We start from the raw sequence: 22,387 nt of genomic DNA, 5'->3' as shown, positions 1-22,387 counted from the left end.
GCGCCTCTTCCTTCAAACGTGCTAGCTTCCGTATACCGATTTTACGCGACCCACTTGCCCATCCTGAAGCCGGACCTTGATTCCGTGCGGATGGTTCGGCGATTTTGTCAGAATATCCTTCACAATGCCCCGGGTCACTTTGCCCGTACGCTGATCCTGTTTCAGGACGATATCGACTTCAAGACCGGGTTTGATGTCCGACCGGTTTTGTCCGTTCATTGACGCCACTCCTTATCACTCTCTCTTCGATGCGCACCCGGCTCATCATCAGCTTACGATACGGAAATTCCGGTAAAAAAGCAAATGTGAAACAGCTAGCATTTTTGAAGCGCGGAATTTACAGCACGCTGCCGCCAAACAGGAAACGGTTTTTCCATGAATCGCTGAAGCTGCCGACCAGCACGCCTCCCGACTTTTGGGAATATGTATGCAGAAGCTTATTGTCCCCCAGGTAAATAGCCACGTGGGTAATCCGCTGCTTGGACTTGTCCAGCCCGGCATAATTTGAAGCGGAGGAGCCTTTGTAGCTCATGAAAAATATAAGATCCCCGCGCTTCAAGTCGCTGATCCGGCTGATGTCCGTACCTTTTTCCCGAATCCAATCGCCCTGTGTCCGCGAGCTGCCCGGCAGCTTGATCCCCGCTCCCTCCATGAAGACCTGGCGAATAAAATCGGAGCAGTCGAACGTGGCGGTCGTGCTGCGGTCGGAGGAAAATTCGTACGGTGTTCCAAGATATTTCATGCCGGCCCGAATCACCTTCTCGACGCTTGCCGAGGCAGTGAGCGAACTGCTGCTGCTTCCCGTGCTGCCTTTATAAGCGATATATTTCGAAGATGCATACCCTTTTACTCCGGCGCTTGTCTTCACGGCATACCAGCCGCTGCCGGATTTATCCATGATTTGAACCTTCTCGCCTTTACGGATTTTCCCGGCAATTTTTCCGGAAGCCGTAGGTGCGCTTCGAAGGTAGACATTCCCCTTGGCCTGTCCCTGCTGCAGATTGGACTGCGGAGCGGAAGCCGCGGCCGCATATGCAGCGGAGCCGTAAACGTAAGATCCCATTACCGTAACCGACAAGAGCGCTCCGGCCATTATTTTTTTCCAATTCATGTGCATGTGAAGCATACCTCCCAGATGTCTAGAATCGGGATTCCGGTTTTCCCTTCTCCGTCTCCCCGCCCCCCATTATAGACAGGCTTAATCCGGGACTACATGCACCCATTTTCACAAATACACAATCCAATTTTTACTAAAATAAAGGACTATAGTCTTGGTTTATACCTAATATTGGTCCTAAAAGAAAACCTCTATCAAGACCTTTTCAAGGATGAGCGACCGCAAAATAAAAATTTCCGAACCAAAACGGTCCGGAAATCCTTATGCATTTGCTTACGGGACATCCCTAATTCATTTTAAGGTCTCTTTGGATACAGGGGATAACCCGGATTTTCGCGAACGTCGACCAGAATCATCCGCAAAGGTTCAGCTGCCGTCAAGATAAGCGTTTCTCGGCCTTGAGCGTTCATAACCATGAAATCCCGATGCCTAAAATTCAGGATTTCGGCTTCGGCCCGGGAAGCATCTGCTTGTCCGCTCCAGTTTCCCGCCCCCCTTACGGCAAGACCGGTTAATACCCGGCCTTCCTCCAGAGTATACGTCATGCTTTTGTCGGCATGCAATTGGATGTCATACATGCGCACATCCACCGTGAGATCGGCCGGTGATCTGTCACCGATCACCGTCTTGCGAACAACGCCATCCTCGCTTTCCATGTGGAAATCCCTGTGGGCATACTGCCGGTAAGAAGGATTCAGCTTTAGCGAATCCCGGAGATGAGGCTCAAACCAGATCTGAAATCCTTCGGCATCCGGTCCGATAAAACGCTCTTCATGCTGAACGCCGGATCCCGTACGCATCAGCTGCAGGCCGCCGGCCTCCACTTCGCTTTTGGTACCCAGGGTATCGCCATGAACCGTTTTGCCTTGAATCATATAGGTGATGATCTCAAAGCCTTGGTGCGGGTGCAAACCTATATATCCGTCAAGAGGTGAATGAAACCAGGACCAGTAAAACAGCGGTCCTATCCGGGTTACGGCAGAACCTTCCCCTGAGAAGCCGATCGGCTTTACTTCCGAAATCTTGCCCCCGTCAAATACGCCTCTGCCCTGCATCTCAGGTGAGTAAATCGCCCCTTTCATATCAGTCTCCTCCTTTATTTTGTTACTCGCATTCATAGTATCTTAACATTAAGACGATATCAACACGAGTACGCCCCGCATTGTTTACAAGTTGGTTTCATTTTTGTTTTCAGTTTATTTTCAGAATGCTTTCAGCTGACGTTCAGCTTTGCGGCGTAAGATATCATAAACAGGAATGATCATCGTTCCGTAGGGAAGGACGGATGGACAAAAATGGATTCTTTTAACGGGATCAAAATCATGCTTGTGGATGACGAACCTCACATCCTCCAGTTTTTGGAGCTTGGCCTTCAAGGCGAGGGTTTTGAAGTCGAATGCGCTTCGGACGGAGCCGGCGCGATCCGGGCAGCCGAACGGACTCGGCCTCACGTCATTGTGCTGGACGTCATGATGCCGGGGATGGACGGGATCGAGGTGTGCCGACAGCTTAAACAAAGCGGCTCCGACGCCGCCATCATCATGCTTACGGCCAAGGATGAAATAACCGACCGGGTCAGGGGACTGGCGATAGGGGCCGACGACTATATGATCAAGCCTTTCAGCTTCGATGAGCTTCTTGCCCGGATTAACGCCAGACTCCGCAATCAGTTTCCGTTATTGCTCGGAGAGGTCTGCCACGGACCGTTCCGGATCGACGACCGGAAACGGGAAATTGCTTATCGCGGACAGGCCCTCGTCCTGTCGCCGACGGAATATGGCTTGCTGAAGCTGCTCGTAACCAAACACGGCACGGTGCTCAGCAAAAGCAAGATTTTAAACATCGTTTGGGGTTATGATTTTGGCGGGGAGGATAATATCGTGGAGGTCTATATCCGATCCCTGAGGGAAAAGCTTGGAGATAAGGAGCATGTGGTTATCCGAACCCTCCGGGGCGCCGGATACCGTGTTGATCTGCCATGAAAAAACTTATGGCAGGCCTGTCCACGAGGTCAGGCTCCCTTCGCGCCCAGCTGCTGTCCCGCTCCCTGCTCGTACTGGCTGTGCTTCTCGTTCTTATCGGCTCTCTGCAGTATGTTCTAATGAAAAACGTCATGTACCGGAGCCAGGCGGATGCCATGGCCGCCCAGCTTCGCTCGGTTCCGAGGGAAGTATGGGACGCGGCGTCCTCGATGGGAGACAGGCACCGGCCGGATCGGGGAACCGTCAAAGGCATGTCCCCTGGGGACCCGGAAAATCGACCGTTCTTTTTTCTCCCCGACATGTCGTTTGCCTTCATTGACCCCGAAGGAAGCCTTACCGATATTCGGGAAGGCAGCGATAACTTGCCGCCGCAGCTGGCGGCGGATGAATACCGTTCCATACTGGGCGCGATCAAGGAGCGCAAACCTGTCGATTACCGGATCATGGACAGCACCGACGGCACCACGCAGCTCATGGTATTCCGTCCGGTCGGAAATCAGGCTAATCCGCACGGGCTGCTGCAGATGGGAATAGACACGGCCCCGCTCCATGACGTGATCCTCCGTCAATTGACCACCTTTACGGCTCTCGCCCTTCTCGCTTTGGCCGGCGGGCTTCTGCTCTACCTTCCGCTGCTCAATAAATCCCTTGCGCCGCTGAACGCGATGGTGAAAGCCGTGCAGCGGACCGATGCCGGCAATTTGGACGAAAGGTTTTCCGTGAAGCAAGGCCAATCGGAGATCGACCGGCTGGCGGAATCGTTTAACGGCATGCTGGAGCGGTTGGATAACTCCTTCCAAGCGGAACGGGAGTCCAAGGAACTGATGCGCCGCTTCATTGCCGATGCGTCGCATGAGCTGCGTACGCCGCTGACCTCCATCCACGGCTTTCTGGAGGTGCTTCTGCGCGGAGCCGCCGGCAGGCCCGAACAGCTTGAGGCCGCGCTGCGCAGCATGCACGGGGAATCCACGCGCATGAAAAGGCTCATTGAGGACTTGCTGCTTCTGGCGAAGCTGGACCGGGCGCCGGAACTTCAGCTGCAGGAAGCTTCGCCGGATAAACTCGTCATCGAAATGGAGCCCCATTTAAGAATGCTTGCCGGAGAACGGCTCGTCTCCCTTCAACTGGAAGATGGCATGCGATGTTTATGCGAGCCGGACAAGCTGAAGCAGGTTGTGCTCAATCTGTTTCAGAATGCCGTGCAGCATACCGATCCGACAGAGGGAGCCATCGAGGTCGGACTGAACCTCCAAGGCCAAAAAGCCGTGCTTACGATCAGCGACAACGGTCCGGGCATCCCGGCGGAGCACCTTCCCCATCTGTTCGAGCGTTTTTACCGGATCGACGTATCTCGGACGCGCAAGTCCGGCGGATCCGGACTCGGTCTTGCCATCACGCATTCCATCGTGGAGGCGCACGGGGGAACGATCGCCGTCATCAGCCAGCCGGGAAAGGGTTCCGCTTTCCGCGTGGAGCTGCCCGCTCTTTAGTTAGCCAAGCTGTCAGCGTACCAGAAGGTATGCGGCCGCCGTTCATTGGCGTCAAACAAACCATTCAATGAAGACTTTCATCTCATAGCTAATCGAAAAGGACTGTATCCAAGGATCTTGGAGCAGTCCTTTGCCTATATCGGGAAACGTTGAGCTTTTAATCTGCTCGGTGTCACGGGCCCTTTACTTTATGAATCTCCTTCCATTTCACCTCCTTTTCCCATGCAACCGACAATTTGGTACAATGACAGGGCAGGCTTGAAGTCAAATGAAGGGGTCTTATTCCTATGTTCAAAATATTGATCGTCGAGGACGACCGCCATTTGGTTCGTCTTCTGGAAGAGCATCTCCACAAGTTCGGCTATGCCGTGCAAGCCGTGGAGGATTTCGAAAATGTCCGAAACCAATTTGGACAATACGAGCCGCATCTTGTCCTGCTTGACGTCAATCTTCCCAAATACGACGGCTACTACTGGTGTCGGCAGTTCCGGAGCGTTTCGACCTGCCCGATCATTTTCATCTCCGCTCGAAACGGCAAGATGGACCAGGTAATGGCCCTCGAAAACGGGGCCGACGACTATATTACCAAGCCTTTTGATTACGAAATCGCCATGGCCAAGATCAAAAGCCAGCTCCGCCGGGCGTACGGCTCCTATGCGGCTTCCAACGAACGCAGCGTGAGCGTTGCCGGACTGACCCTGGACGTCGACCGCCTGTCTTTATCCCTCGGCAGCCTGCGCACCGACCTCAGCTACACGGAGGCCAAAATCCTGGACGAGCTGATGCAGCGCTCCGGCCAGGTCGTCAGCCGGGACCGGCTGCTCGAGAAAATATGGGACGACCAGGCTTTCGTCGATGACAATACGCTAAACGTCTATGTTACCCGGGTTCGCAAAAAGCTGGCCGTTCTGGGCATCGAGGACGGCGTTCAGACGATCCGCGGACGTGGCTACCGCCTGCTCCCGGTCTGGAGGGGAGAAGAAGCATGAGGCTGTTCTTGCGCGAGCAGCGCCCGCTTATTTTCGTCTATGTCGCCCAGCTGCTCGTAATCACCCTGATCTACCGTCTTGCCGGCTTTCGGAATATGGAGATCAGCCTGTACGCGGGCATGGTCAGCGGCTGTCTCTTGATCGGCTATCTCGTCTTCCGCTATGTAGCCAACAGGCCGTTCTACAAGCGTCTGGAGCAGCCTTTCGTTTCTGCGGATCCCCAAGGGGAGCCGTTTTCCGGAGGGTCTTCGCAAACGCCGCTGGCGGAGGCGCTGCAACAGGTGCTGCGAAACCAATTCCGGCAGTATTCGACCGAACTACATAACTATAAGCACAGAATCGAGTCCCACCTTCAGTTTATCAACCAATGGGCGCATCAGATGAAGACGCCCGTCTCGGTCATGCATCTCATCTTGCAAAAAAAGGACGATCCCGATTCCATGGCTATCGGCGATGAGCTGGACCGGCTGAAAAAGGGCCTTGAGCTGATGCTGCATACCGCCCGACTCGATACGTTCGAGCACGACTTTTACGTGGAATCGCTGTCCCTGGAGCAGGTGGTGCGTTCAGCCGCCTCGGAACAAAAACGCCTGTTTATTCGACGGCGGATTTTCCCGGCCGTTGACATCCAAACAGGCCTGTCCGTGACGTCCGACGAGAAATGGCTCTCCTTCGTCCTGTCCCAGCTGATGACGAATGCGGTCCGCTATACGCCCGGAGAACAGGGAAAAGTGTTTTTTCACGGCTGCCGGCGGGGCACCGACGTCATCCTCGAAATCCGGGACGAGGGCATCGGCATTCCCCCAGGCGATCTTCCCCGGGTGTTCGAGCCTTACTTCACGGGTGAAAACGGCAGACGTTATCAGGAATCGACAGGCATGGGCTTATATCTCGTTCAACAGATTTGCGGCAAGCTGGGGCACGGTCTGGACATCCAATCCAGTCCCGGAAAAGGGACAACCGTCACCATTACGTTTCGCGGCCCGTAACCTTACAGAGTTGTAAGGTAACTGTAAGTTAACGAGATGGCATGGGTGGTCCGCCCGGCCTACAATGATAAAGAAAGGAGGGAAGCATTTTGCCGATTCTGACCGTCAAGCATCTGTCCAAAATATACGAAGGCCGGGTGGCGCATCAGGCGCTCTATGACATTCACTTTTCCGCCGAGCGCGGGCAATTCGTCGGCATTATGGGTCCCTCCGGAAGCGGAAAAACAACGCTGCTCAACCTGATCGCTACCATCGATCAGCCGACCGCGGGGGAGGTGGTCATCAACGGACGAAATCCCCATCTTTTGGACCGGAACGAGACCGCCCTGTTTCGCCGCCGCGAGTTGGGCTTCGTATTCCAGCACTTCAATCTGCTCGATACGCTTACCGTGGAGGAGAATATCGTCCTCCCCTTAACGCTGGAGGGAATACCGCTCAAGGAAATGGACCGCAAGCTTCGGGATATGGCGGAAAAGCTGGGGCTGGCGTCCATTCTCGACAAGCGGACGTATGAAATTTCGGGCGCCAGGCTCAGCGTACGGCCATCGCCAGGGCGCTCATTCAGGAACCGTCCCTGATCCTGGCCGACGAGCCGACAGGGAATCTGGACTCCAAGGCGTCGAAGGATGTGCTGCAAGCCTTGTCGGGCATGAGCAAGGAGGCCGGCGCGACCGTACTTATGGTGACGCATGATCCCGCTGCCGCGAGCTATTGCGACCGGGTGCTGTTCATCAAGGACGGGCGGCTTTACAATGAAATGTACAGCGGGGACAACCGCCAGGCGTTTTTCCAAAAGATCATCGACATGCTTGCGCTGCTTGGGGGAGGAACCCATGAACTTTCGACAGTTCGTTTTTAGAAACGTCGTCCGAAACAAGCGCACGTATGCGGCCTATTTTCTGAGCAGCTCCTTTTCGGTCTTGATTTTTTTCGTATGCACCCTGTTTATTTTTAATCCCGGAATCCGGGACGAAATGTTCTACCCTGTCGTGGTTCAGGCCATGACGGCGGCTGTGCTGATCATGTACGTGTTTTCTTTTTTCTTCGTGCTGTACTCGGTCGGTTCCTTTCTGAAAACGCGAAAGAAGGAATTCGGCGTGCTGTTCATGCACGGGATGACCCAGAAACAGTTCAACGGGATGGTTTTTCTTGAAAATATGATGATCGGCGCAGGCTCCATCCTGACCGGAATCCTATCCGGCATCCTCAGCGGCAAGCTGTTCCTGATGGCAGGCTCCGCCTTTCTGGGGATTCCGCCGCTGCCCTTTCACCTGTCGCCGCAGGCTTGGGGCTGACAACAGGCGGATACCTCCTGTTGTTCCTGATGATTTCGTTTTTTACGTCCATGTTTCTGCGGCAGGACGCCTTGATCGATCTGTTCCGTTCCGGCCTAAAGCCGAAAAAGGAGGCGCGCGTATCGCCGGTTCTGTCCCTGCTCGCGGCCGTGCTCCTATCGATCAGCTACTTTCTTGCCGCAACGACAACGGCGGTCACCTTGAAATACCGTATGGCTCCGGTCACCCTGATGACGATTTTCGGCACCTACCTGCTGTATACGCAGCTCAGCATTTTTCTGGTGCGGCGGCTTAAGCGGCGCCTTCCGTTCGTCCGGAGCCGGACCCGAATGATCTTCCTGTCCAGCCTGAATTACCGGCTAAAGGATAATGCGCAGATGCTGTTCATGGTGACCACCGTGCTTGCGGTATCCTTTTGCTCCGTCGGGGTGTTTGCATCCCTTCCCGTGCTCGCCCGGCAGTTCAACGAGGATTACCCGGCCGCCGTAAGTTATATGGCGAAAGCCGGCGATTCCATGGAAAAGGAGCATCTTCAGGAAATCGGGCATGAGCTTGATGCGGCATCGCTTCCTTATCAGGCCCTCTCGATTCCGGTCAAGTATGTGCGCGTCGATGCAGAGGCGAAACGCGGCCTGCCGGAAGAAGTGCCTGTCATATCGTTCTCCGACTACCGTAAGGCCATCCGGATGGCCGGCTTTGCCGTCACCGAAAAGCCGGTAACCGGCAGCGACGCGCTCGTGCTCGTCAATTCGCAGAACAACCGGATCCATATTCGGGAGCGAGGCTTGGCTTCCTATCGGCTGCATAGGTTCAAGGAGCCGGTAAAGGAAATCGGTTATACGGACCATGTGGCGATCCCGGAGTTTTTGCTGCCCGAGCTGGATGATCGGTCCCTGTTCGGCGGGCTCGTCCTTAGCGATACCCTGTTTGGAGAGATCGAAACTCCGCTCAAGACGGAACGTTACACCGGCTTTTATGTGGAAGATTTCCGCAAAACGGAAGGAATCGCTTCCAATCTGGCCGAAAGGGGAGCGGTACGTTATGAAATGAACGAACCCTATGCGATCATGATCAGCGGAACGCTGTTTTCCCTGCGAAGCAGCCTGTACAGCATGATGCTGTTCGCTGCCCTGCTGGTCGGCACGGTATTTTTCATCGCTGCGGGCAGCTTTCTGTACTTCCGGCTTTACGCCGATCTGGATTACGATCTCCGGTTTTACGACACGATCTCCAAAATCGGCTTGACGGACAAGGAATTCCGGCGAATCGTCACAGGACAGCTGGCGCTGATGTTTTTCGTGCCGATCGGAGTCGCTATCCTGCACAGCCTGTTTGCTTTTATTGCGCTGCAGAGCATCTTTTTCTTGTCCATTGCCTCGGAGATGGGTTTCGTGTTGATCGGTTTTTTCATTGCCCAGGCGTTATACTTCCTGTTTATTCGAAGCCAGTATTTGCGGAAGCTTAAAACGGCTCTTATATAGGACAAAACAAAAACGTCCCCATCGTCCTTCTCAAGGACGATAGCGTTTTTCACGATATATGCATGACATTAGTAAAAAACTCCGCGCTGAGGCGCTGATCAAAAGATGAGGTGGCAAAGCTTGCAAAATTGGATTACGGATATCATGGAACAATTTGGGTATTTGGGGATTTTTCTGATGATTGCGTTGGAAAACGTGTTCCCGCCTATACCGTCCGAAGTCATTCTGACTTTCGGCGGATTCATGACGACCTATACGGATCTTACGATTCCGGGCGTCGTGGCGGCTGCCACCGTAGGCTCGGTCCTCGGAGCCGTCATACTGTATGGGATCGGCTTATTGCTCGATGTGGAAAAGCTGGAGAAAATCGTGGACCGGTGGGGGCATATCCTCCGGGTCAAAAAAGAAGATATCCGCAGAGCGGACGCCTGGTTTGACAAATACGGGTACTGGACGGTTCTCTTCTGCCGCATGGTTCCGCTCATCCGCAGCCTGATTTCCATTCCCGCGGGCATGTCCAACATGAAATTCGGGATGTTCCTGCTGTTTACGACGCTTGGAACGCTCATCTGGAACGTGGTGCTTGTCATGCTCGGCGCACTCCTCGGCGATTCTTGGGAAGACATTCTGGCCTTTATGGATGTATACTCTAATATAGCCTATGCCGTTATCGCCGTAGCTGCCGTCGTGTTTATCGTCCTTCTCATCCGTAAGCGCAAAAAGTCCGCGTGAATTCAGCAACCGTCACTCATTCGTAAGAAAAACGTCTTTTTCGGCGTAAGCGAGAGAAAGCAAGAACACTTTAAGAGGTAGTTATTCTTGCGCTATAAGGAAGCGATAATACGTATTTCTATGCTTTTCTTATATCTTAAATAAGGGAGAGGTACTCAGTTTATGGATTTTATTATGTTTATGAAAGCTATTATTCTCGGCTTGGTGGAAGGCTTGACCGAATTCGCGCCGGTATCCTCCACCGGTCACATGATCATTGTCGATGATATGTGGCTCCAATCGGAGGAGTTCCTGACAAAGTACGTAGCCAATACCTTTAAGGTCGTTATTCAGCTTGGCTCCATTCTTGCGGTCGTTGTCGTGTTCTGGGAACGTTTTATGGACCTACTGCACATCAAGCGCAAAAAGCCGGAGCAGGGGGCTCCGGCAGGAACCGGGCGTTTGAAGCTTGGCCAGGTCATTGTCGGTTTGATCCCTGCAGGGGTGCTGGGCGTACTGTTCGAGGATTATGTCGATGAGTATTTGTTCTCGACGGAAACCGTTTTGATCGGCCTTGTTGCCGGCGCCATTCTCATGATCATCGCGGACAAATTCAGCAGCAAACAGCCGAAGGTCGTAACGGTTGACCAGATTACTTACAAGCAGGCCCTCAGCGTCGGTTTGGTCCAGTGCCTGTCCTTGTGGCCGGGCTTCTCCCGTTCGGGCTCCACGATCTCCGGCGGCGTTTTGCTGGGGATGAGCCACCGTGCCGCTGCCGATTTCACCTTTATTATGGCAGTGCCGATCATGTTCGGAGCAAGCTTCCTGTCTCTGGTGAAAAACCTTGAATACTTTACGATGGATGCGCTGCCGTTCTTTATCGCCGGTTTCGTCAGCGCCTTCGTCTTCGCTCTGATCTCGATCCGCTTCTTCCTGAAGCTGATCAACAAAATCAAGCTTGTTCCGTTTGCAATTTACCGCATCGTGCTTGCCGTCGTCATTTATTTGGTTTGGTTTTAAGGGAAGCCGCCCCATCCGTGTTCTTTGACCAAAGAACAGGCTTATCGCGTCTATGGGATGGAGAGGCAGCATTCATTGCATAGCATAACGGGAACAGGGGCTGTCCGGTGGTAGATGCCACTTTTGGACAGCCCCTGCTTTTTTAGGGTTTATGCCTGTGTTTAATCCGGTTCCTATGGAATTCGCTGCTGCACGTTATTTCGACGCTTGCTGCTCGAACAGCTTCACGATTTCAACGATGACTTCCGTCGCCTTCTGCATGTTGTCAACCGACACATACTCATAACGCCCGTGATAGTTCTCGCCGCCCGTGAAAATATTCGGCGTCGGCAGTCCCATGTAGGATAGCTGCGAACCGTCCGTACCTCCGCGAATCGGCTTAATGACCGGCTCGACGCCAACGTTCCGTATGGCTTGATGGGCGATATCGACGATATGCTTCACCGGCTCAATCTTCTCGCGCATGTTGTAATATTGATCTTTAAGTTCAAGGCTAATGCGCTCCGCTCCGTACTTCGCCTGCAAGTCTTTCACGATGTTCTCCATGTTCTGCTTGCGGGCATTGAAGCTCTCCCTGTCGAAGTCGCGAATGATGTAGCGCAGCTTCGTCAGCTCCACATCCCCGCTGATGGAAGACAAATGATAGAATCCTTCATAACCTTCGGTTGATTCAGGAGCTTCTGCCACAGGCAATCGGCTGTTGAATTCCATGGCGATCTTGGCGGCGTTGACCATTTTATTCTTCGCCGTGCCGGGGTGAACGTTCTTGCCCTTGAATATGAGCGTAGCCTGAGCTGCGTTGAAGCTCTCATATTCAAGCTCGCCAAGCGGGCCGCCGTCCATGGTGTATGCGTAACGGGCATTAAAATTCTTCACGTCGAAGCGTTCAGGCCCTCTGCCAATCTCCTCGTCCGGCGTGAAGGCAACGCGCACTTTCCCGTGCTTGATCTCCGGATTGCGAATCAGATGCGCCATGGCCGTCATGATTTCCGCCATGCCTGCCTTATCGTCCGCGCCAAGCAGCGTCGTTCCGTCTGTCGTCACGAGCGTGTGTCCTATGTAATTGTTCAACTCGGGAAAGTCTTTCGGAGACAGAACGATGCCTTGGGCTTCATTCAGAATAATATCCTGACCGTCATAATTCTCGACCAGCCGAGGGTTCACGCCTTCTCCCGTAAACTCCGTAGCCGTGTCGATATGGGCCAAAAATCCGATCGTCGGGACATCCTTGTCCGTATTGGCAGGAAGGGTAGCCATCACGTAGCCGTTCTCGTCCATGGTCACTTCTTCCATGCCGATGGCTTTCAGCTCGTCTTCAAGCAGGCGCGCAAGCTCCAGCTGGCCGGGCGTGGAAGGGCATGTATCGCTGTCGTCGCTTGATTGCGTGTTTACTTTAACATAAGACGTAAAGCGTTTAATCAGTTCGTTTTTCATCATACTCACCTCTGAAAAGTATCGATTCGCATATCCCCATCTTACCACAATCAGGATGGCCTTACTCCTGCGGTTAGACCGGGAATGCCGCCCACTGCCCTTCCCAGAGCAAAAAGAGGACCGTATGAAGCTAAGCTTCATGCGGTCCTCCCTTGCTCTTGCACTTAGGGCCTTGGAGTTCAATTTCACCCTGCAGCTTTTGCAGGATGTTTGGAGGGCCTGCGGATCGAACCGGCAACTTCGGCGGACCCGGCCTTGCCTCCCAATCAGCCCCTTGGCTTCAGCGAGACGGGTTTCCCCGTACGCGCCGAGTCGTAGGCGGCTATCCCCACGCGGGCGGAATAATAGCCGTCCTCGCCGCTGATCGCAACCGGGGTGCCCGCGATGATGCTGTCCACAAAGCTGTTGACCAGCCCTTCATCCATGTTGTCGCCCCAATAGCTCCAGGCGGCTTTACCGGCTGCGTCGCTGTACACATCGTTCTTCTGGGCAAAGGAATCGATGAACAACGTGCCCTTGGTGCCGATAATCTCCAGCGTAACGTCTCCCCAGGTCGGGAAGCTCCGGGAACGCGACCAGCTTGGATCCAGCACGGCAAACGCGCCGTTCGCGAATTTCACGTGGACCATGCCCGCATCGTCGATGTCCGTATCATGAAACAGCGTTTCCGCATGGGCGTATACTTCCTCCGCCACGCTGCCCGTAAACCAGTGCATCAAATCCATCACATGCACGGTATGATCAAAAACGGCGCCGCCGCCGGAAAGCTCTTTCTCCAGGAACCAGCCGCCGGGCATCGTGCCCCGATTCGTTCCCTTCATGGCCACGATGTCGCCGATCTTCCCTTCGTCTACGGCCTGCTTGGCCTGCTGCACCGCCGTCAAATAGCGGCAAGGGAAAGCCGTCATCAACTGCACTCCGCGATCCCGGCATACCTGGATCATGCCGAGCATCTCTTCTTCCGACATACCGAGCGGCTTCTCGCACAGCACGTGCTTGCCGGCCTCGGCCGCCTTGCGGGTTAGCTCCGCATGGCGGGCATTTTCCGAGCAGATCACGACCGCGTCGATTTCCTGTACAAGCAGCTCGTTGACATCGCCATAGTAGGCAATTCCGTGTTCGGCCGTAAACGGCGCCACCCGTTCCTCATTTTCGTCCGCAATGCCGACGACTTCGACGTCTTCCCGTTTCAGCATCGAATTCAAGTAACTGACCGCATGCATATGCGCAAAACTTATAAAACCTACCTTCAGCTTATTCATGATGCTGCACCTCCCATCCGGACGGGCTGTCCCGTCTTCGCGGAACGATCGCAGGCCAAGGCGATTTCAACCGCCCGGCAGGCGTCCTCCACGCTTACAAGCGGTTCGGTTCCCCGCTGAATGCATTCGATGAAATGCTGTATCTCGATATAATACGGATCATGAACGGTAGGGCTGGACGGAACTTGAACCGCATCCTCCGCCGTATCCTCTTGGACCGCCGTCTTCAAATCAAGCGACTGCACCTGGGTGCTGTCATAACGGATAATGCCCTGGTCTCCGGCAATTTCAAACTGGGTCGTAAACGGTCCGGGGTAACCCCAGAATCCCGTCAGATTGGCGATGGCTCCGCTCTTGAATTTCAGCGTCGCCTGCGCGTACTCCATCCCCGACAGGGAAGGATCCGTGACGGAGGCATATACGGACTCCACCTCACCGAACAGCCAGCGGGCATAGTCGATATCGTGGATCATCATATCCAAAATGACCCCGCCGCTCTTCGCGTGATCGTGATACCAAAGATCCGCTCCTTGAGGGTATGAGCCGTGGCGTTTGAAATGCGCCATCTTAGCCTCCCCGATCTGCCCTGCCCGAACCTGATCCACCGCATCGCGGTAATTCGGAAAGAACCGGACGACGTGGCCGATGAACAAACGGACCCCCTGCTCTTTGCAGACCGCTTCCATCTCCCTCGCGTCCTCCAGCGTTAGGGCCGTCGGTTTTTCGCAGATGATATGGAGTCCGCGCTTGGCAAGCTCAAGCACAAACACCTTGTGCAGGTAGGTCGGCAGGCATACCGCCACCGTCTCGGGCCGTTCCGTCTCCAGCATTTGTTTCCAATCCGCATAAGCCTTCGCTCCGCTGGCCTTGGCGGCCTTCTCTGCGCGCTCCGGAATCAAATCCGCAGTGCCTGACACCGTAACCCCCGGCATTTTTCCGAGATTATATGCGTAGGTCAAGCCCATCGTTCCGCAGCCTATAATGGCTATGTTCATGTAATCCCCTCCACTTTTATCGTTAGCTTGATTGATCTTTCATGGCCCATTTGACCGCACCGATGATGCCCGCACGATTCCCCAGCTCCGCCTTGGCCAGACGGACGGGCAGCACGCACATCTGACGGAGCTTGTTCTGAAGCTGCCTGCTCCACAGCGGGTATCCGTCCGATACGCCGCCGCCCATGACGATCACTTCCGGATCATAAGCCTGTTGTACCGAAATCAAGCCTCTGGCCAGGTCGGACAGGTAAGCATCCATGGCCTCGGTCGCTTGCTCGTTGCCGTCGGCATATGCCTGAACCAGATAACGGCTGGTCCATTCGGGTTGAACCGACCTTGCGATCCTGCTCAGCGCCGTTCCGGAGCATTTGGTCTCCCAACAGCCGCGCTGGCCGCATGTGCAGGCCTCACCATCGGGGTCCACGATCAGGTGGCCGATCTCCGCAAATCCGCCTCGCAGGCCGGGCAGCACGCTGCCCTCATACATGAAGGCCCCGCCGATTCCCGTGCCCAGCGCGACAAGCACGAACGACTGCGTATCTTTGCCCGCTCCAAGCCAGGCTTCGCCCCATGCCGCCGCGTTAACGTCGTTCTCTACCGAAACGCGGTAAGGAAACCGCTTCTCGATCTCGCCTTTAATCTCGGTTCCCGTCCATCCCGGCATATTGTCCGTAGCGTATGCAATCCGGCCGGAAGGACGGTCTACCCGGCCCGCCGTTCCGATGCCGATCCCGGCAATTTCCTCGCCCGGCGCGTTCTGTATCAGCGAACCGATCAGTCCTGACGCCGCCTCCATGATCCGGTCCCTGCCCTCTTTGGCGGGAGTCGTTACCGCTAGCGGTTCGGTCATATGACCGTCCGCATCAACCAGGGCTCCCTTGATTTCGGTACCTCCGATATCGAGCCCAATCCAATGTTTCATCGATCAGTTACCCTCTTTTCTTCATGTGGTGTGATTGGTGAATTAATGGACCGACACTTCATCATCCGTGCATTCGGCGGAAGGCTGGCATTGCCGTGCTGCACCCGCCCTTGCTAACTTGCTAACTTGCTAATCACGATATGAGTCGAGGGCTCATCTATAAACGGATTGATCGCTTCTCTATGGATGATGTTGTCATAGATATTCTCTCCCGAATACAGAATAACCTGCCGATCGGACATAGTTTTTCGGCTGTTTTATATCGGACTCTTTTTTTCATCATGCAGTTGTTCATGAATCCCCATTGACGTCAAGGAAAACCGGGTATATTATATTTGTGAGTGATCACTCACTTTTTTGAGAAAGGGGTTTTATTTTGGAAACCGTCAAAATCACGAGCATCAGTAAACATTTCGGCTCCAAAACCGTGTTAACCGACGTCAGTCTCTCCATGTCCCAAGGTCAGATTTATGGATTCATTGGTCCTTCCGGAGCTGGAAAAACAACCCTTGTCAAAATGATGGTTGGCATGGATACGCCTGATTGCGGCGAAGTCCATATCCTGGATGAGAAAATGCCGAGCTTGAATATTTTGCCGAAAATCGGGTACATGGCCCAGTCGGATGCGCTTTACCCGGAGCTCACCGGCATGGAAAACATTCAATTTTTCGCCGAGCTTTATACCATGCCCAAAGCCAAGCAAAAGGAACGCATTGCTTATGCCGCCCGTCTTGTCCATCTCCAGGAGGAACTTAACAAGAAGGTATCCGCCTACTCTGGCGGCATGAAAAGAAGGCTATCCCTGGCCATTGCGCTTGTTCAGGACCCGGATATTCTCATTTTGGATGAGCCGACCGTAGGGATCGATCCCGAACTTAGGCTCGGAATCTGGAATGAGTTAAGCCGGCTCAAAAAAGCGGAGCGGAAAACGATTATCGTAACGACTCACGTCATGGATGAAGCCGATCGTTGCGACCAGCTGGCTATGGTTCGGGATGGAAGGATTCTGGCAGAGGGTTCCCCTCACGCCCTGAAAAACATGTATCAGGCAAACTCATTAGAGGAAGTCTTTCTCAAAGCGGGGAGGCATGAACGATGAGAGTATTTGCGCTGGTGAAGCGAATATGCAGACAGCTGCTGCGAGACAAGCGAACGCTTGCGATGTTATTCATAGCACCCGTTCTTGTGCTATCCTTAATGTTTGTCATATTCAATGCGGATGCCGCAAAACCGCGGCTGGCTGTTGTCGGGATCGATGAAGGCCTCTCCGGCATTTTAGGTGAAGACCTGGAAGTTATCCCTTATGATAAAATAACCCATGACATGATCAAGGATGAACGGCTGGATGGCGCTTTAATCATGGAGAGCGACGGTTATCATCTTATTTTGGAAAATGGAGACCCGGCAAAATCCAATCAGCTCCATGTCCTTGTCAATCAAGGAATAGGCGCCTTCCAGCAGCAGAAGATGATGCCGAATCCGTCTCAAACGAAGGATATCCCCGAAAAATCAATGCCGGTAGATACCACTTATGTTTACGGCAATGCGGACACGCGTTTATTTGATGTGCTAAGCCCGGTCCTGATCGGTTTCTTCGCCTTTTTGTTTGTTTTTCTGATCTCCGGCGTCGGACTGCTGCGTGAACGGACGACGGGTACGCTGGAGCGGCTTTTGTCCACTCCTATACGCCGAAGCGAAGTTGTTCTCGGTTACCTGATCGGTTACGGGATGTTTGCCGTGCTGCAAACGCTTGTCATCATCTTCTACTCCATAACCGTATTTGACCTTACCGTCGCCGGTTCCATCGGCAATGTTCTGCTGGTCAACCTGCTGGTTGCCCTTGTAGCCCTGACACTCGGCATCCTATTGTCCACTTTTGCCTCATCGGAGTTTCAAATGATCCAGTTCATTCCATTAGTGGTTGTTCCCCAGATCTTTTTCACCGGGATATTTCCGCTGGACGGGATGGCTGAATGGCTTCGGCTCATTGGCAAAATCATGCCCTTGTATTATGCGTCGGAAGCGCTGAAAGGGGTTATGTACCAAGGGTTTACCTTGGCCGATATCTGGCTTGATGTCGTGATTCTCTCTCTTTTTGCCCTCCTGTTTATCGTGCTTAATATTTTGGGATTAAAGAGACATCGTGCATTATAATTAAAAGGAGACCCGTAAGAATGAAAGCGAACAACTTATTGGACGAAATGCTGGCCCAAGTGAAATTGACGAAAAAAACAACGGCCAAAGAGCAAAAAATAATCGAAAACGCGACCATGTTATTTGCGACGAAGGGATACGCCAATACCTCCACGAGCGAAATTGCGAAAGCGGCGGGAGTAGCGGAGGCGACCATTTTCCGCCACTATGGGACGAAAGAAAATCTGCTGATTGCCATTGTCGTTCCATTCCTTAAAGATTCCATCCCTACGCTCGCCGATGATTTGTTTCATGCCATTCAGCCGCAAAAACAGCCCACCTTTGCCCATTTCCTGAAGGCGCTGATTTTAAACCGCCTGGCTTTTATCGATGAGAACAAAGAGATCTTTACCGTATTCATCAAAGAACTGGTCTACCGGGAAGACATCCGAAATCAGTTCGTTCCTTTTTTTCGGGATCAAGCCTTTCCCCGGATCAGCGAAGTGATCGAGTATTTCAAGGGCAAAGGGCAGCTTAAAAACATTCCCAATGAAATCATCTTTAAAACGATGCTCGTCAACGTCCTGGGGCATTTGGTCACGCAGTATATTTTATCGCCCGATCCGGACCGGGAACGCACCGAAAAAGGAGTAGACCTGCTTGTGGATACCATTTTATATGGAATCGCCGAAATGCCGAAATAGAATAAACAGCCGGAAACTCCGGTTTTTACAGACCCAAAAGACTCTATGCATTGATCCGTCGGATTACGAACCTTCGAAATATTCGAAGAACGCATCAAAGGCTCCCCGCCTTGGCGGGAAGCCTTTGATATATTAACTATGAATTTATATGATTACAAAAAATCACCGTATCCAACTACTTCAACCATTTCTTGTCCAAAGCGTCAAACTTGCCCTGCAATTTCATTTCGTCCATCCACATTTCGAGGTAGCTTGCATATTCGAAGTCCCCGCGAGGGATCATGTATCCTTTTTCGCTGTTTGTGAAAGGTTTGTCGGTCAAAGCCGCATACAGCCGGGAGTCGGCTTTGGCGTACGTGATGGCTTCTACGGTATCGGTAATCATCACGTCATAGTGCCGTCGGCTACCAGGTGAGGAATGTCCAGGTTGTTGGGAACGACGGTGACCTTCGCTTTCGTCAGATGCTGGCGAACGAATACTTCATTGGTGCCTCCGGGGTTCACGCCGATGCGGACGGTTGGCTTGTTGATGTCCTCGATCGAACGGTACTTGTCCTTGTCTTCCAGACGGATCAGAGGCGCTTTGCCGAAAGAAACGTAGCCCTGGGATACATATGCGGTTTTTTGTCTTGCCGTGTTACGGGTAACGCCGCCTACCGCGATATCAAACTTGTCATCCTGCAGGTCTTTCATCATCGTGGACCATGTCGTGTTCACGAAACGGACTTCCACGCCCAGATCTTTACCCAATTCTTTTGCCGCATCGACATCATAGCCTTCATACTGTTTCGTTTCTGGGTTCAAATACGTAAACGGCTTGTAGTCTCCTGTCATGCCTACCCGAATATATCCTCTTTCAATAATTTCATCCAGCTTGGATGCGGCTTTCTTTTGCTGACCCGGCGCAACCTCGGAAGCGGATTTAGCCGAAGCCGTCGGGCTGGTAAGCAGTTCGTTGGCCGCAAAGCCGGTTCCTACGAGAGATAAGCTGACGACCCCAGCCAGCAATATTTTTTTCCAATTCTTAGACATTTTTGATTTCCTCCATCTTCTTCTCTGTTTTTGAAAACCATCGAAATTTTACGCTACACTTTAAATTTGGCCAGCTCTTTGCGCAGCTCGTCCACAACCGTTTCGAGATTCTGTACGGATGAAGCGATCTCCTGAATCGATTCGATTTGCTCCTCGGCTGCTTTTGCCGCGTTTCTTGCATCATTTGAAGTCAGGCTTGCAATGGATTTCAGCTCTTCCACAGAAGCGCTTACCTGCTCGGATCCGGCCGACATTTCCTCGGAAGCGGCGGATACCTCCAAAATATGCTCGGCCACGGTTCGGGAAGCGTAAAGAATGTTCGTGAACTTCTCCCGAACCTCCTCGATCAGCGTAATGCCTTCCTCAACGTCTTTCCGGCTGACATCCATGACCTGCACCGCATTCAACGTATCTTCGCGGATTTCCGTAATCAGCCGCGCGATTTGATCGGTCGAATCCTCGGATTGGCCCGCCAGCTTCTTCACCTCTTCGGCAACGACGGCGAATCCGCGTCCATGTTCGCCCGCCCTTGCCGCCTCAATGGAAGCATTCAGCGACAACAGACGAATTCGGGAAGTTATTTCCGTTATGAAACTCAAAATTTCCTCAATTTGTTCGGAACGAGCGTTCAACCGCTCAATCGCGTTCCCTACCTTGGCGGTTCCCTTGCCGATGCTGCCGATCTGAAGAACGGCCTGCTCGACGACCGACGTGCCCGCCTCTGCATGGCTCGCCGCTTCCTGCGCCGCCTCGGACACCATGGAGGACGTTTCGGCGATTTTCATGACGCCGCCCGCCATATCGCTCATCGAAACGGCGATTTCTTCGGAGCTGGAGGCATGGGTGGTCGCACCGTCGGCAATTTGGCGGATCGAGGAGCCGATGATGTTGACGCTGTTTTTCGTTTTATCGACCCCGTCGGATACGATCTTCGTTACGTTCATCACCTGGTTGGAGGATTCGGTTACGCCCTCGATCAAGTCTTTGAGATGGGAGACCGTCTGGTTGAAGTCGCCGGAGAGCACGGCCACTTCGTCTTTTCCCTCCACCTGAATGGTCTTCGTCAAGTCGCCCTGAGCCACTTCCTTCACGGCCTGGTTCAACTTCCGGATGGGACGGACAAGGCGTGCCGTGAAGAGATAAGCAATGACAACCGCAACGATAAGCGCAATGATCGAAATGATCATTAGCGTATTGGTAAGTTTTGTGATCGGAGCGTACAGCTCTAGGGTCGGGCCTGCAACGAACACCCCCCAGTTATAGGACGACGGCGCATATGCCGAAGTGTAATTCGTGTTCTCTTTTACGTAATCAAACACTCCGGTTTTCCCCATAGCCGCTTCCGTATAGGCCTTCGACACCTCTTGAATACCGATGTCTTTTACCGTTTTTTGCAGCACCAATTCCTTATCCGGATGCCACATGAACTTACCCGATTTGCTTACCAAAAAGGCATAGCCGGTTTTGCCGAAGGTCAGGTCGGCTACGCTTTTTTGCACCTCGTTGATCGGCAGCGTGGCCCCCATATAACCATACTGCTTGCCGTCTTTCATCAACGGAAGAATCAAGGTCACGATGTTGTTGCCCGTGCGCTTGGACGTGACCGGCTCGGAAACGATAATCTTCCCTTCCCCTTTTCCGGCTTCCTGATAGTGGGCGCGATCCGATACATCCGTCGTCTCGCCCAGGAAGTTGATCACGTTTTTGCCGGTCAAGTCGTAAGAGAAAAAGAAGGTTTCATACTCCTCGTTTTGTTCCTGCGCTTTTTGGATCAAACTCAAGTCCTGGGTCTTGTTCCCGGTCATTAGTTTTCCGATGGACTCCAATTTGGCGATTTTGGCATCTACGAATTCATTGATGGTGGACGCCAAATTCATGGCACTAAGCTGCGCCTCTTTATCGATGCTGTCCTCCAGCAGACCGGAAGCGCTGTTAAAGCTTGCGATCGAGACGGAAGCCAGGCTGAGCAGCAAAAGCAGGCAAATCATGAAAATCATTTTTTGCTTAAGACTTTTAAGCATCGCAGTAAATCCTCCCTAAATATAGTTCCTTAGCCCCATCTGTGCCACTATCCACCTTCGTGCGACTCTCTGATGCACCTTCTATATGGGAACAAATGGATTGGCACGACTCCATCTATTTTGTTATCGGCAGCCCCCTGTAACTAATTAAGAAAAAGGAAAAAAAAGATACCCCCCTGTCGCTTGCCCTCTGTTGGTCCTATATCATGACTTAAAGACTAGGCTCGGTTGATATGAACACACGCCAAGGGTTCCGTCCGTTTGCTTTCGAAGGTTTCCGGCCGTCCGTGTGGAATATATATTCACCCCATTTGTCGGAAAATCTAACAGCAGCTTTCCAGCCGAAGACAGGCGTACCGGGTTCGCCCCCCTGCTCCCGGACGCGCAAAAAAAGCTCATATCCTCCCTGTTATCGCGGGAGAATATGGGCTTTTTCTTAGGTATGGAACGGGATTTAATCCATATATCCCGCGATCCCTTTTTTGATCAAATAATCCATTTCCGCATCCAATATATTTTCCACGGTCAGCTCGTCCAGCTTGACGTCTTTGCGGCTCATCACGTAATCGACCAAATCGTCGCCGTCGATATCCACTTCGCCCTTGGCTTTTTTATGCGCGTCACTAATGTACGCTTCCTCGTGCTTCAGGACAAGACGGATGTCCTGCGCCCCGGCCTTTGTTTGGCCTGCGATATATTCAACAAGCTCCTGCTCGTTCACTGTTTTATCCATGAGTCTATCATCTCCTGATCCGTATTGTAGCGTTATTGTAACACAAGCCATGGCATCGCAAAAAAAATCCTGAT

The 22,387-nt window shown here is 52.9% G+C and carries 20 protein-coding genes and 2 pseudogenes; 12 read left to right on the top strand and 10 right to left on the bottom strand.

Features of this window, described 5'->3' with window-relative positions; genetic code table 11:
* Positions 1–21 precede the first annotated feature (21 nt).
* The 3 genes from XI25_RS06170 to XI25_RS06160 form a co-directional block, all read right to left on the bottom strand.
* A complete protein-coding gene (locus XI25_RS06170; RefSeq protein WP_046677837.1) occupies positions 22–219 on the bottom strand; it encodes a YwbE family protein in 198 nt (65 codons plus the stop codon).
* Between the two features lie 118 nt (positions 220–337).
* A complete protein-coding gene (locus tag XI25_RS06165; RefSeq protein WP_235439686.1) occupies positions 338–1,117 on the bottom strand; it encodes a C40 family peptidase in 780 nt (259 codons plus the stop codon).
* 296 nt (positions 1,118–1,413) lie between these two features.
* A complete protein-coding gene (locus XI25_RS06160) occupies positions 1,414–2,199 on the bottom strand; it encodes a pirin family protein (protein WP_046677835.1) in 786 nt (261 codons plus the stop codon).
* A 213-nt stretch (positions 2,200–2,412) separates the two neighbouring features.
* Here XI25_RS06160 and XI25_RS06155 point away from each other — a divergent pair, with 213 nt between their 5' ends.
* The 9 genes and pseudogenes from XI25_RS06155 to XI25_RS06120 all read left to right on the top strand — a co-directional run bounded on the left by XI25_RS06155 (position 2,413) and on the right by XI25_RS06120 (position 11,074).
* Positions 2,413–3,099 carry a response regulator transcription factor gene (locus XI25_RS06155; RefSeq protein ID WP_046677834.1) on the top strand — a complete coding sequence of 229 codons (687 nt, stop codon included), beginning with the start codon at positions 2,413–2,415 and terminating at the stop codon, positions 3,097–3,099.
* Positions 3,096–4,589: a sensor histidine kinase gene (locus XI25_RS06150; RefSeq protein ID WP_046677833.1), complete on the top strand. Its 1,494-nt coding sequence runs from the start codon at positions 3,096–3,098 to the stop codon at positions 4,587–4,589. The genes XI25_RS06155 and XI25_RS06150 overlap by 4 nt, the downstream gene beginning before the upstream one ends.
* 287 nt (positions 4,590–4,876) lie before the next feature.
* Entirely contained in the window at positions 4,877–5,578 is a 702-nt protein-coding gene (locus XI25_RS06145) for a response regulator transcription factor (protein WP_046677832.1), read from the top strand.
* Positions 5,575–6,567, top strand: a complete 993-nt coding sequence (locus XI25_RS06140; protein WP_046677831.1) for a sensor histidine kinase — start codon at positions 5,575–5,577, stop codon at positions 6,565–6,567. Before XI25_RS06145 ends, XI25_RS06140 begins: the two co-directional genes overlap by 4 nt.
* Positions 6,568–6,656: 89 nt before the next feature.
* A pseudogene (locus tag XI25_RS06135) lies at positions 6,657–7,426 on the top strand (ABC transporter ATP-binding protein).
* The gene (locus XI25_RS36115) at positions 7,401–7,862 is read left to right on the top strand and encodes an ABC transporter permease (protein WP_327204730.1); all 462 of its coding nucleotides are present in this window, start codon (positions 7,401–7,403) and stop codon (positions 7,860–7,862) included. Before XI25_RS06135 ends, XI25_RS36115 begins: the two are co-directional and overlap by 26 nt.
* Positions 7,863–7,882: 20 nt before the next feature.
* Positions 7,883–9,343: an ABC transporter permease gene (locus XI25_RS06130; RefSeq protein WP_327204729.1), complete on the top strand. Its 1,461-nt coding sequence runs from the start codon at positions 7,883–7,885 to the stop codon at positions 9,341–9,343.
* A 120-nt stretch (positions 9,344–9,463) separates the two neighbouring features.
* Complete coding sequence (locus tag XI25_RS06125; protein ID WP_046677830.1) at positions 9,464–10,075, top strand: DedA family protein; 612 nt, start codon at positions 9,464–9,466, stop codon at positions 10,073–10,075.
* A gap of 162 nt (positions 10,076–10,237) precedes the next feature.
* A complete protein-coding gene (locus XI25_RS06120) occupies positions 10,238–11,074 on the top strand; it encodes an undecaprenyl-diphosphate phosphatase (RefSeq protein WP_046677829.1) in 837 nt (278 codons plus the stop codon).
* A gap of 195 nt (positions 11,075–11,269) precedes the next feature.
* Here the strand turns inward: XI25_RS06120 and pepT are convergent, their stop codons facing one another.
* The 4 genes from pepT to XI25_RS06100 form a co-directional block, all read right to left on the bottom strand.
* On the bottom strand, positions 11,270–12,508 hold the full coding sequence (pepT, locus tag XI25_RS06115; protein ID WP_046677828.1) for a peptidase T: 1,239 nt from the start codon (positions 12,506–12,508) through the stop codon (positions 11,270–11,272).
* Between the two features lie 266 nt (positions 12,509–12,774).
* A complete protein-coding gene (locus XI25_RS06110; RefSeq protein WP_046677827.1) occupies positions 12,775–13,770 on the bottom strand; it encodes a Gfo/Idh/MocA family protein in 996 nt (331 codons plus the stop codon).
* On the bottom strand, positions 13,767–14,765 hold the full coding sequence (locus tag XI25_RS06105; RefSeq protein WP_046677826.1) for a Gfo/Idh/MocA family protein: 999 nt from the start codon (positions 14,763–14,765) through the stop codon (positions 13,767–13,769). Before XI25_RS06105 ends, XI25_RS06110 begins: the two co-directional genes overlap by 4 nt.
* A gap of 22 nt (positions 14,766–14,787) precedes the next feature.
* Positions 14,788–15,690: an ROK family protein gene (locus XI25_RS06100; RefSeq protein WP_046677825.1), complete on the bottom strand. Its 903-nt coding sequence runs from the start codon at positions 15,688–15,690 to the stop codon at positions 14,788–14,790.
* Positions 15,691–16,063: 373 nt separating this feature from the next.
* Here XI25_RS06100 and XI25_RS06095 point away from each other — a divergent pair, with 373 nt between their 5' ends.
* Genes XI25_RS06095 through XI25_RS06085 form a run of 3 tightly spaced genes read left to right on the top strand, consistent with a single transcriptional unit; the run spans position 16,064 to position 18,527 of the window.
* On the top strand, positions 16,064–16,789 hold the full coding sequence (locus tag XI25_RS06095; protein WP_046677824.1) for an ABC transporter ATP-binding protein: 726 nt from the start codon (positions 16,064–16,066) through the stop codon (positions 16,787–16,789).
* Positions 16,786–17,844 carry an ABC transporter permease gene (locus XI25_RS06090; protein WP_046677823.1) on the top strand — a complete coding sequence of 353 codons (1,059 nt, stop codon included), beginning with the start codon at positions 16,786–16,788 and terminating at the stop codon, positions 17,842–17,844. Before XI25_RS06095 ends, XI25_RS06090 begins: the two co-directional genes overlap by 4 nt.
* 20 nt (positions 17,845–17,864) lie before the next feature.
* On the top strand, positions 17,865–18,527 hold the full coding sequence (locus tag XI25_RS06085; protein ID WP_046677822.1) for a TetR/AcrR family transcriptional regulator: 663 nt from the start codon (positions 17,865–17,867) through the stop codon (positions 18,525–18,527).
* Positions 18,528–18,702: 175 nt separating this feature from the next.
* Here XI25_RS06085 and XI25_RS35680 read toward each other — a convergent pair.
* From XI25_RS35680 to XI25_RS06070, 3 genes and pseudogenes are all read right to left on the bottom strand, one after another.
* A pseudogene (locus XI25_RS35680) lies at positions 18,703–19,559 on the bottom strand (transporter substrate-binding domain-containing protein).
* A 53-nt stretch (positions 19,560–19,612) separates the two neighbouring features.
* Positions 19,613–21,580, bottom strand: a complete 1,968-nt coding sequence (locus tag XI25_RS06075) for a methyl-accepting chemotaxis protein (protein WP_046677821.1) — start codon at positions 21,578–21,580, stop codon at positions 19,613–19,615.
* A gap of 454 nt (positions 21,581–22,034) precedes the next feature.
* Positions 22,035–22,313, bottom strand: a complete 279-nt coding sequence (locus tag XI25_RS06070) for a hypothetical protein (protein WP_046677820.1) — start codon at positions 22,311–22,313, stop codon at positions 22,035–22,037.
* Between the last annotated feature and the right edge of the window lie 74 nt (positions 22,314–22,387).

Source organism: Paenibacillus sp. DMB20, assembly GCF_000987955.1.
Classification (GTDB): Bacteria; Bacillota; Bacilli; order Paenibacillales; family Paenibacillaceae; genus Paenibacillus_AQ.
Note: the sequence above shows the minus strand (reverse complement) of the source record. Positions and strands in the feature narration are given on the sequence as shown.

Coding starts and splice junctions, on each gene's coding strand:
- XI25_RS06170 (WP_046677837.1), bottom strand. CDS start 219: ATGAACGGACAAAACCGGTCGGACATCAAACCCGGTCTTGAAGTCGAT.
- XI25_RS06165 (WP_235439686.1), bottom strand. CDS start 1,117: ATGCACATGAATTGGAAAAAAATAATGGCCGGAGCGCTCTTGTCGGTT.
- XI25_RS06160 (WP_046677835.1), bottom strand. CDS start 2,199: ATGAAAGGGGCGATTTACTCACCTGAGATGCAGGGCAGAGGCGTATTT.
- XI25_RS06155 (WP_046677834.1), top strand. CDS start 2,413: ATGGATTCTTTTAACGGGATCAAAATCATGCTTGTGGATGACGAACCT.
- XI25_RS06150 (WP_046677833.1), top strand. CDS start 3,096: ATGAAAAAACTTATGGCAGGCCTGTCCACGAGGTCAGGCTCCCTTCGC.
- XI25_RS06145 (WP_046677832.1), top strand. CDS start 4,877: ATGTTCAAAATATTGATCGTCGAGGACGACCGCCATTTGGTTCGTCTT.
- XI25_RS06140 (WP_046677831.1), top strand. CDS start 5,575: ATGAGGCTGTTCTTGCGCGAGCAGCGCCCGCTTATTTTCGTCTATGTC.
- XI25_RS36115 (WP_327204730.1), top strand. CDS start 7,401: ATGAACTTTCGACAGTTCGTTTTTAGAAACGTCGTCCGAAACAAGCGC.
- XI25_RS06120 (WP_046677829.1), top strand. CDS start 10,238: ATGGATTTTATTATGTTTATGAAAGCTATTATTCTCGGCTTGGTGGAA.
- pepT (WP_046677828.1), bottom strand. CDS start 12,508: ATGAAAAACGAACTGATTAAACGCTTTACGTCTTATGTTAAAGTAAAC.
- XI25_RS06110 (WP_046677827.1), bottom strand. CDS start 13,770: ATGAATAAGCTGAAGGTAGGTTTTATAAGTTTTGCGCATATGCATGCG.
- XI25_RS06105 (WP_046677826.1), bottom strand. CDS start 14,765: ATGAACATAGCCATTATAGGCTGCGGAACGATGGGCTTGACCTACGCA.
- XI25_RS06100 (WP_046677825.1), bottom strand. CDS start 15,690: ATGAAACATTGGATTGGGCTCGATATCGGAGGTACCGAAATCAAGGGA.
- XI25_RS06090 (WP_046677823.1), top strand. CDS start 16,786: ATGAGAGTATTTGCGCTGGTGAAGCGAATATGCAGACAGCTGCTGCGA.
- XI25_RS06085 (WP_046677822.1), top strand. CDS start 17,865: ATGAAAGCGAACAACTTATTGGACGAAATGCTGGCCCAAGTGAAATTG.
- XI25_RS06075 (WP_046677821.1), bottom strand. CDS start 21,580: ATGCTTAAAAGTCTTAAGCAAAAAATGATTTTCATGATTTGCCTGCTT.
- XI25_RS06070 (WP_046677820.1), bottom strand. CDS start 22,313: ATGGATAAAACAGTGAACGAGCAGGAGCTTGTTGAATATATCGCAGGC.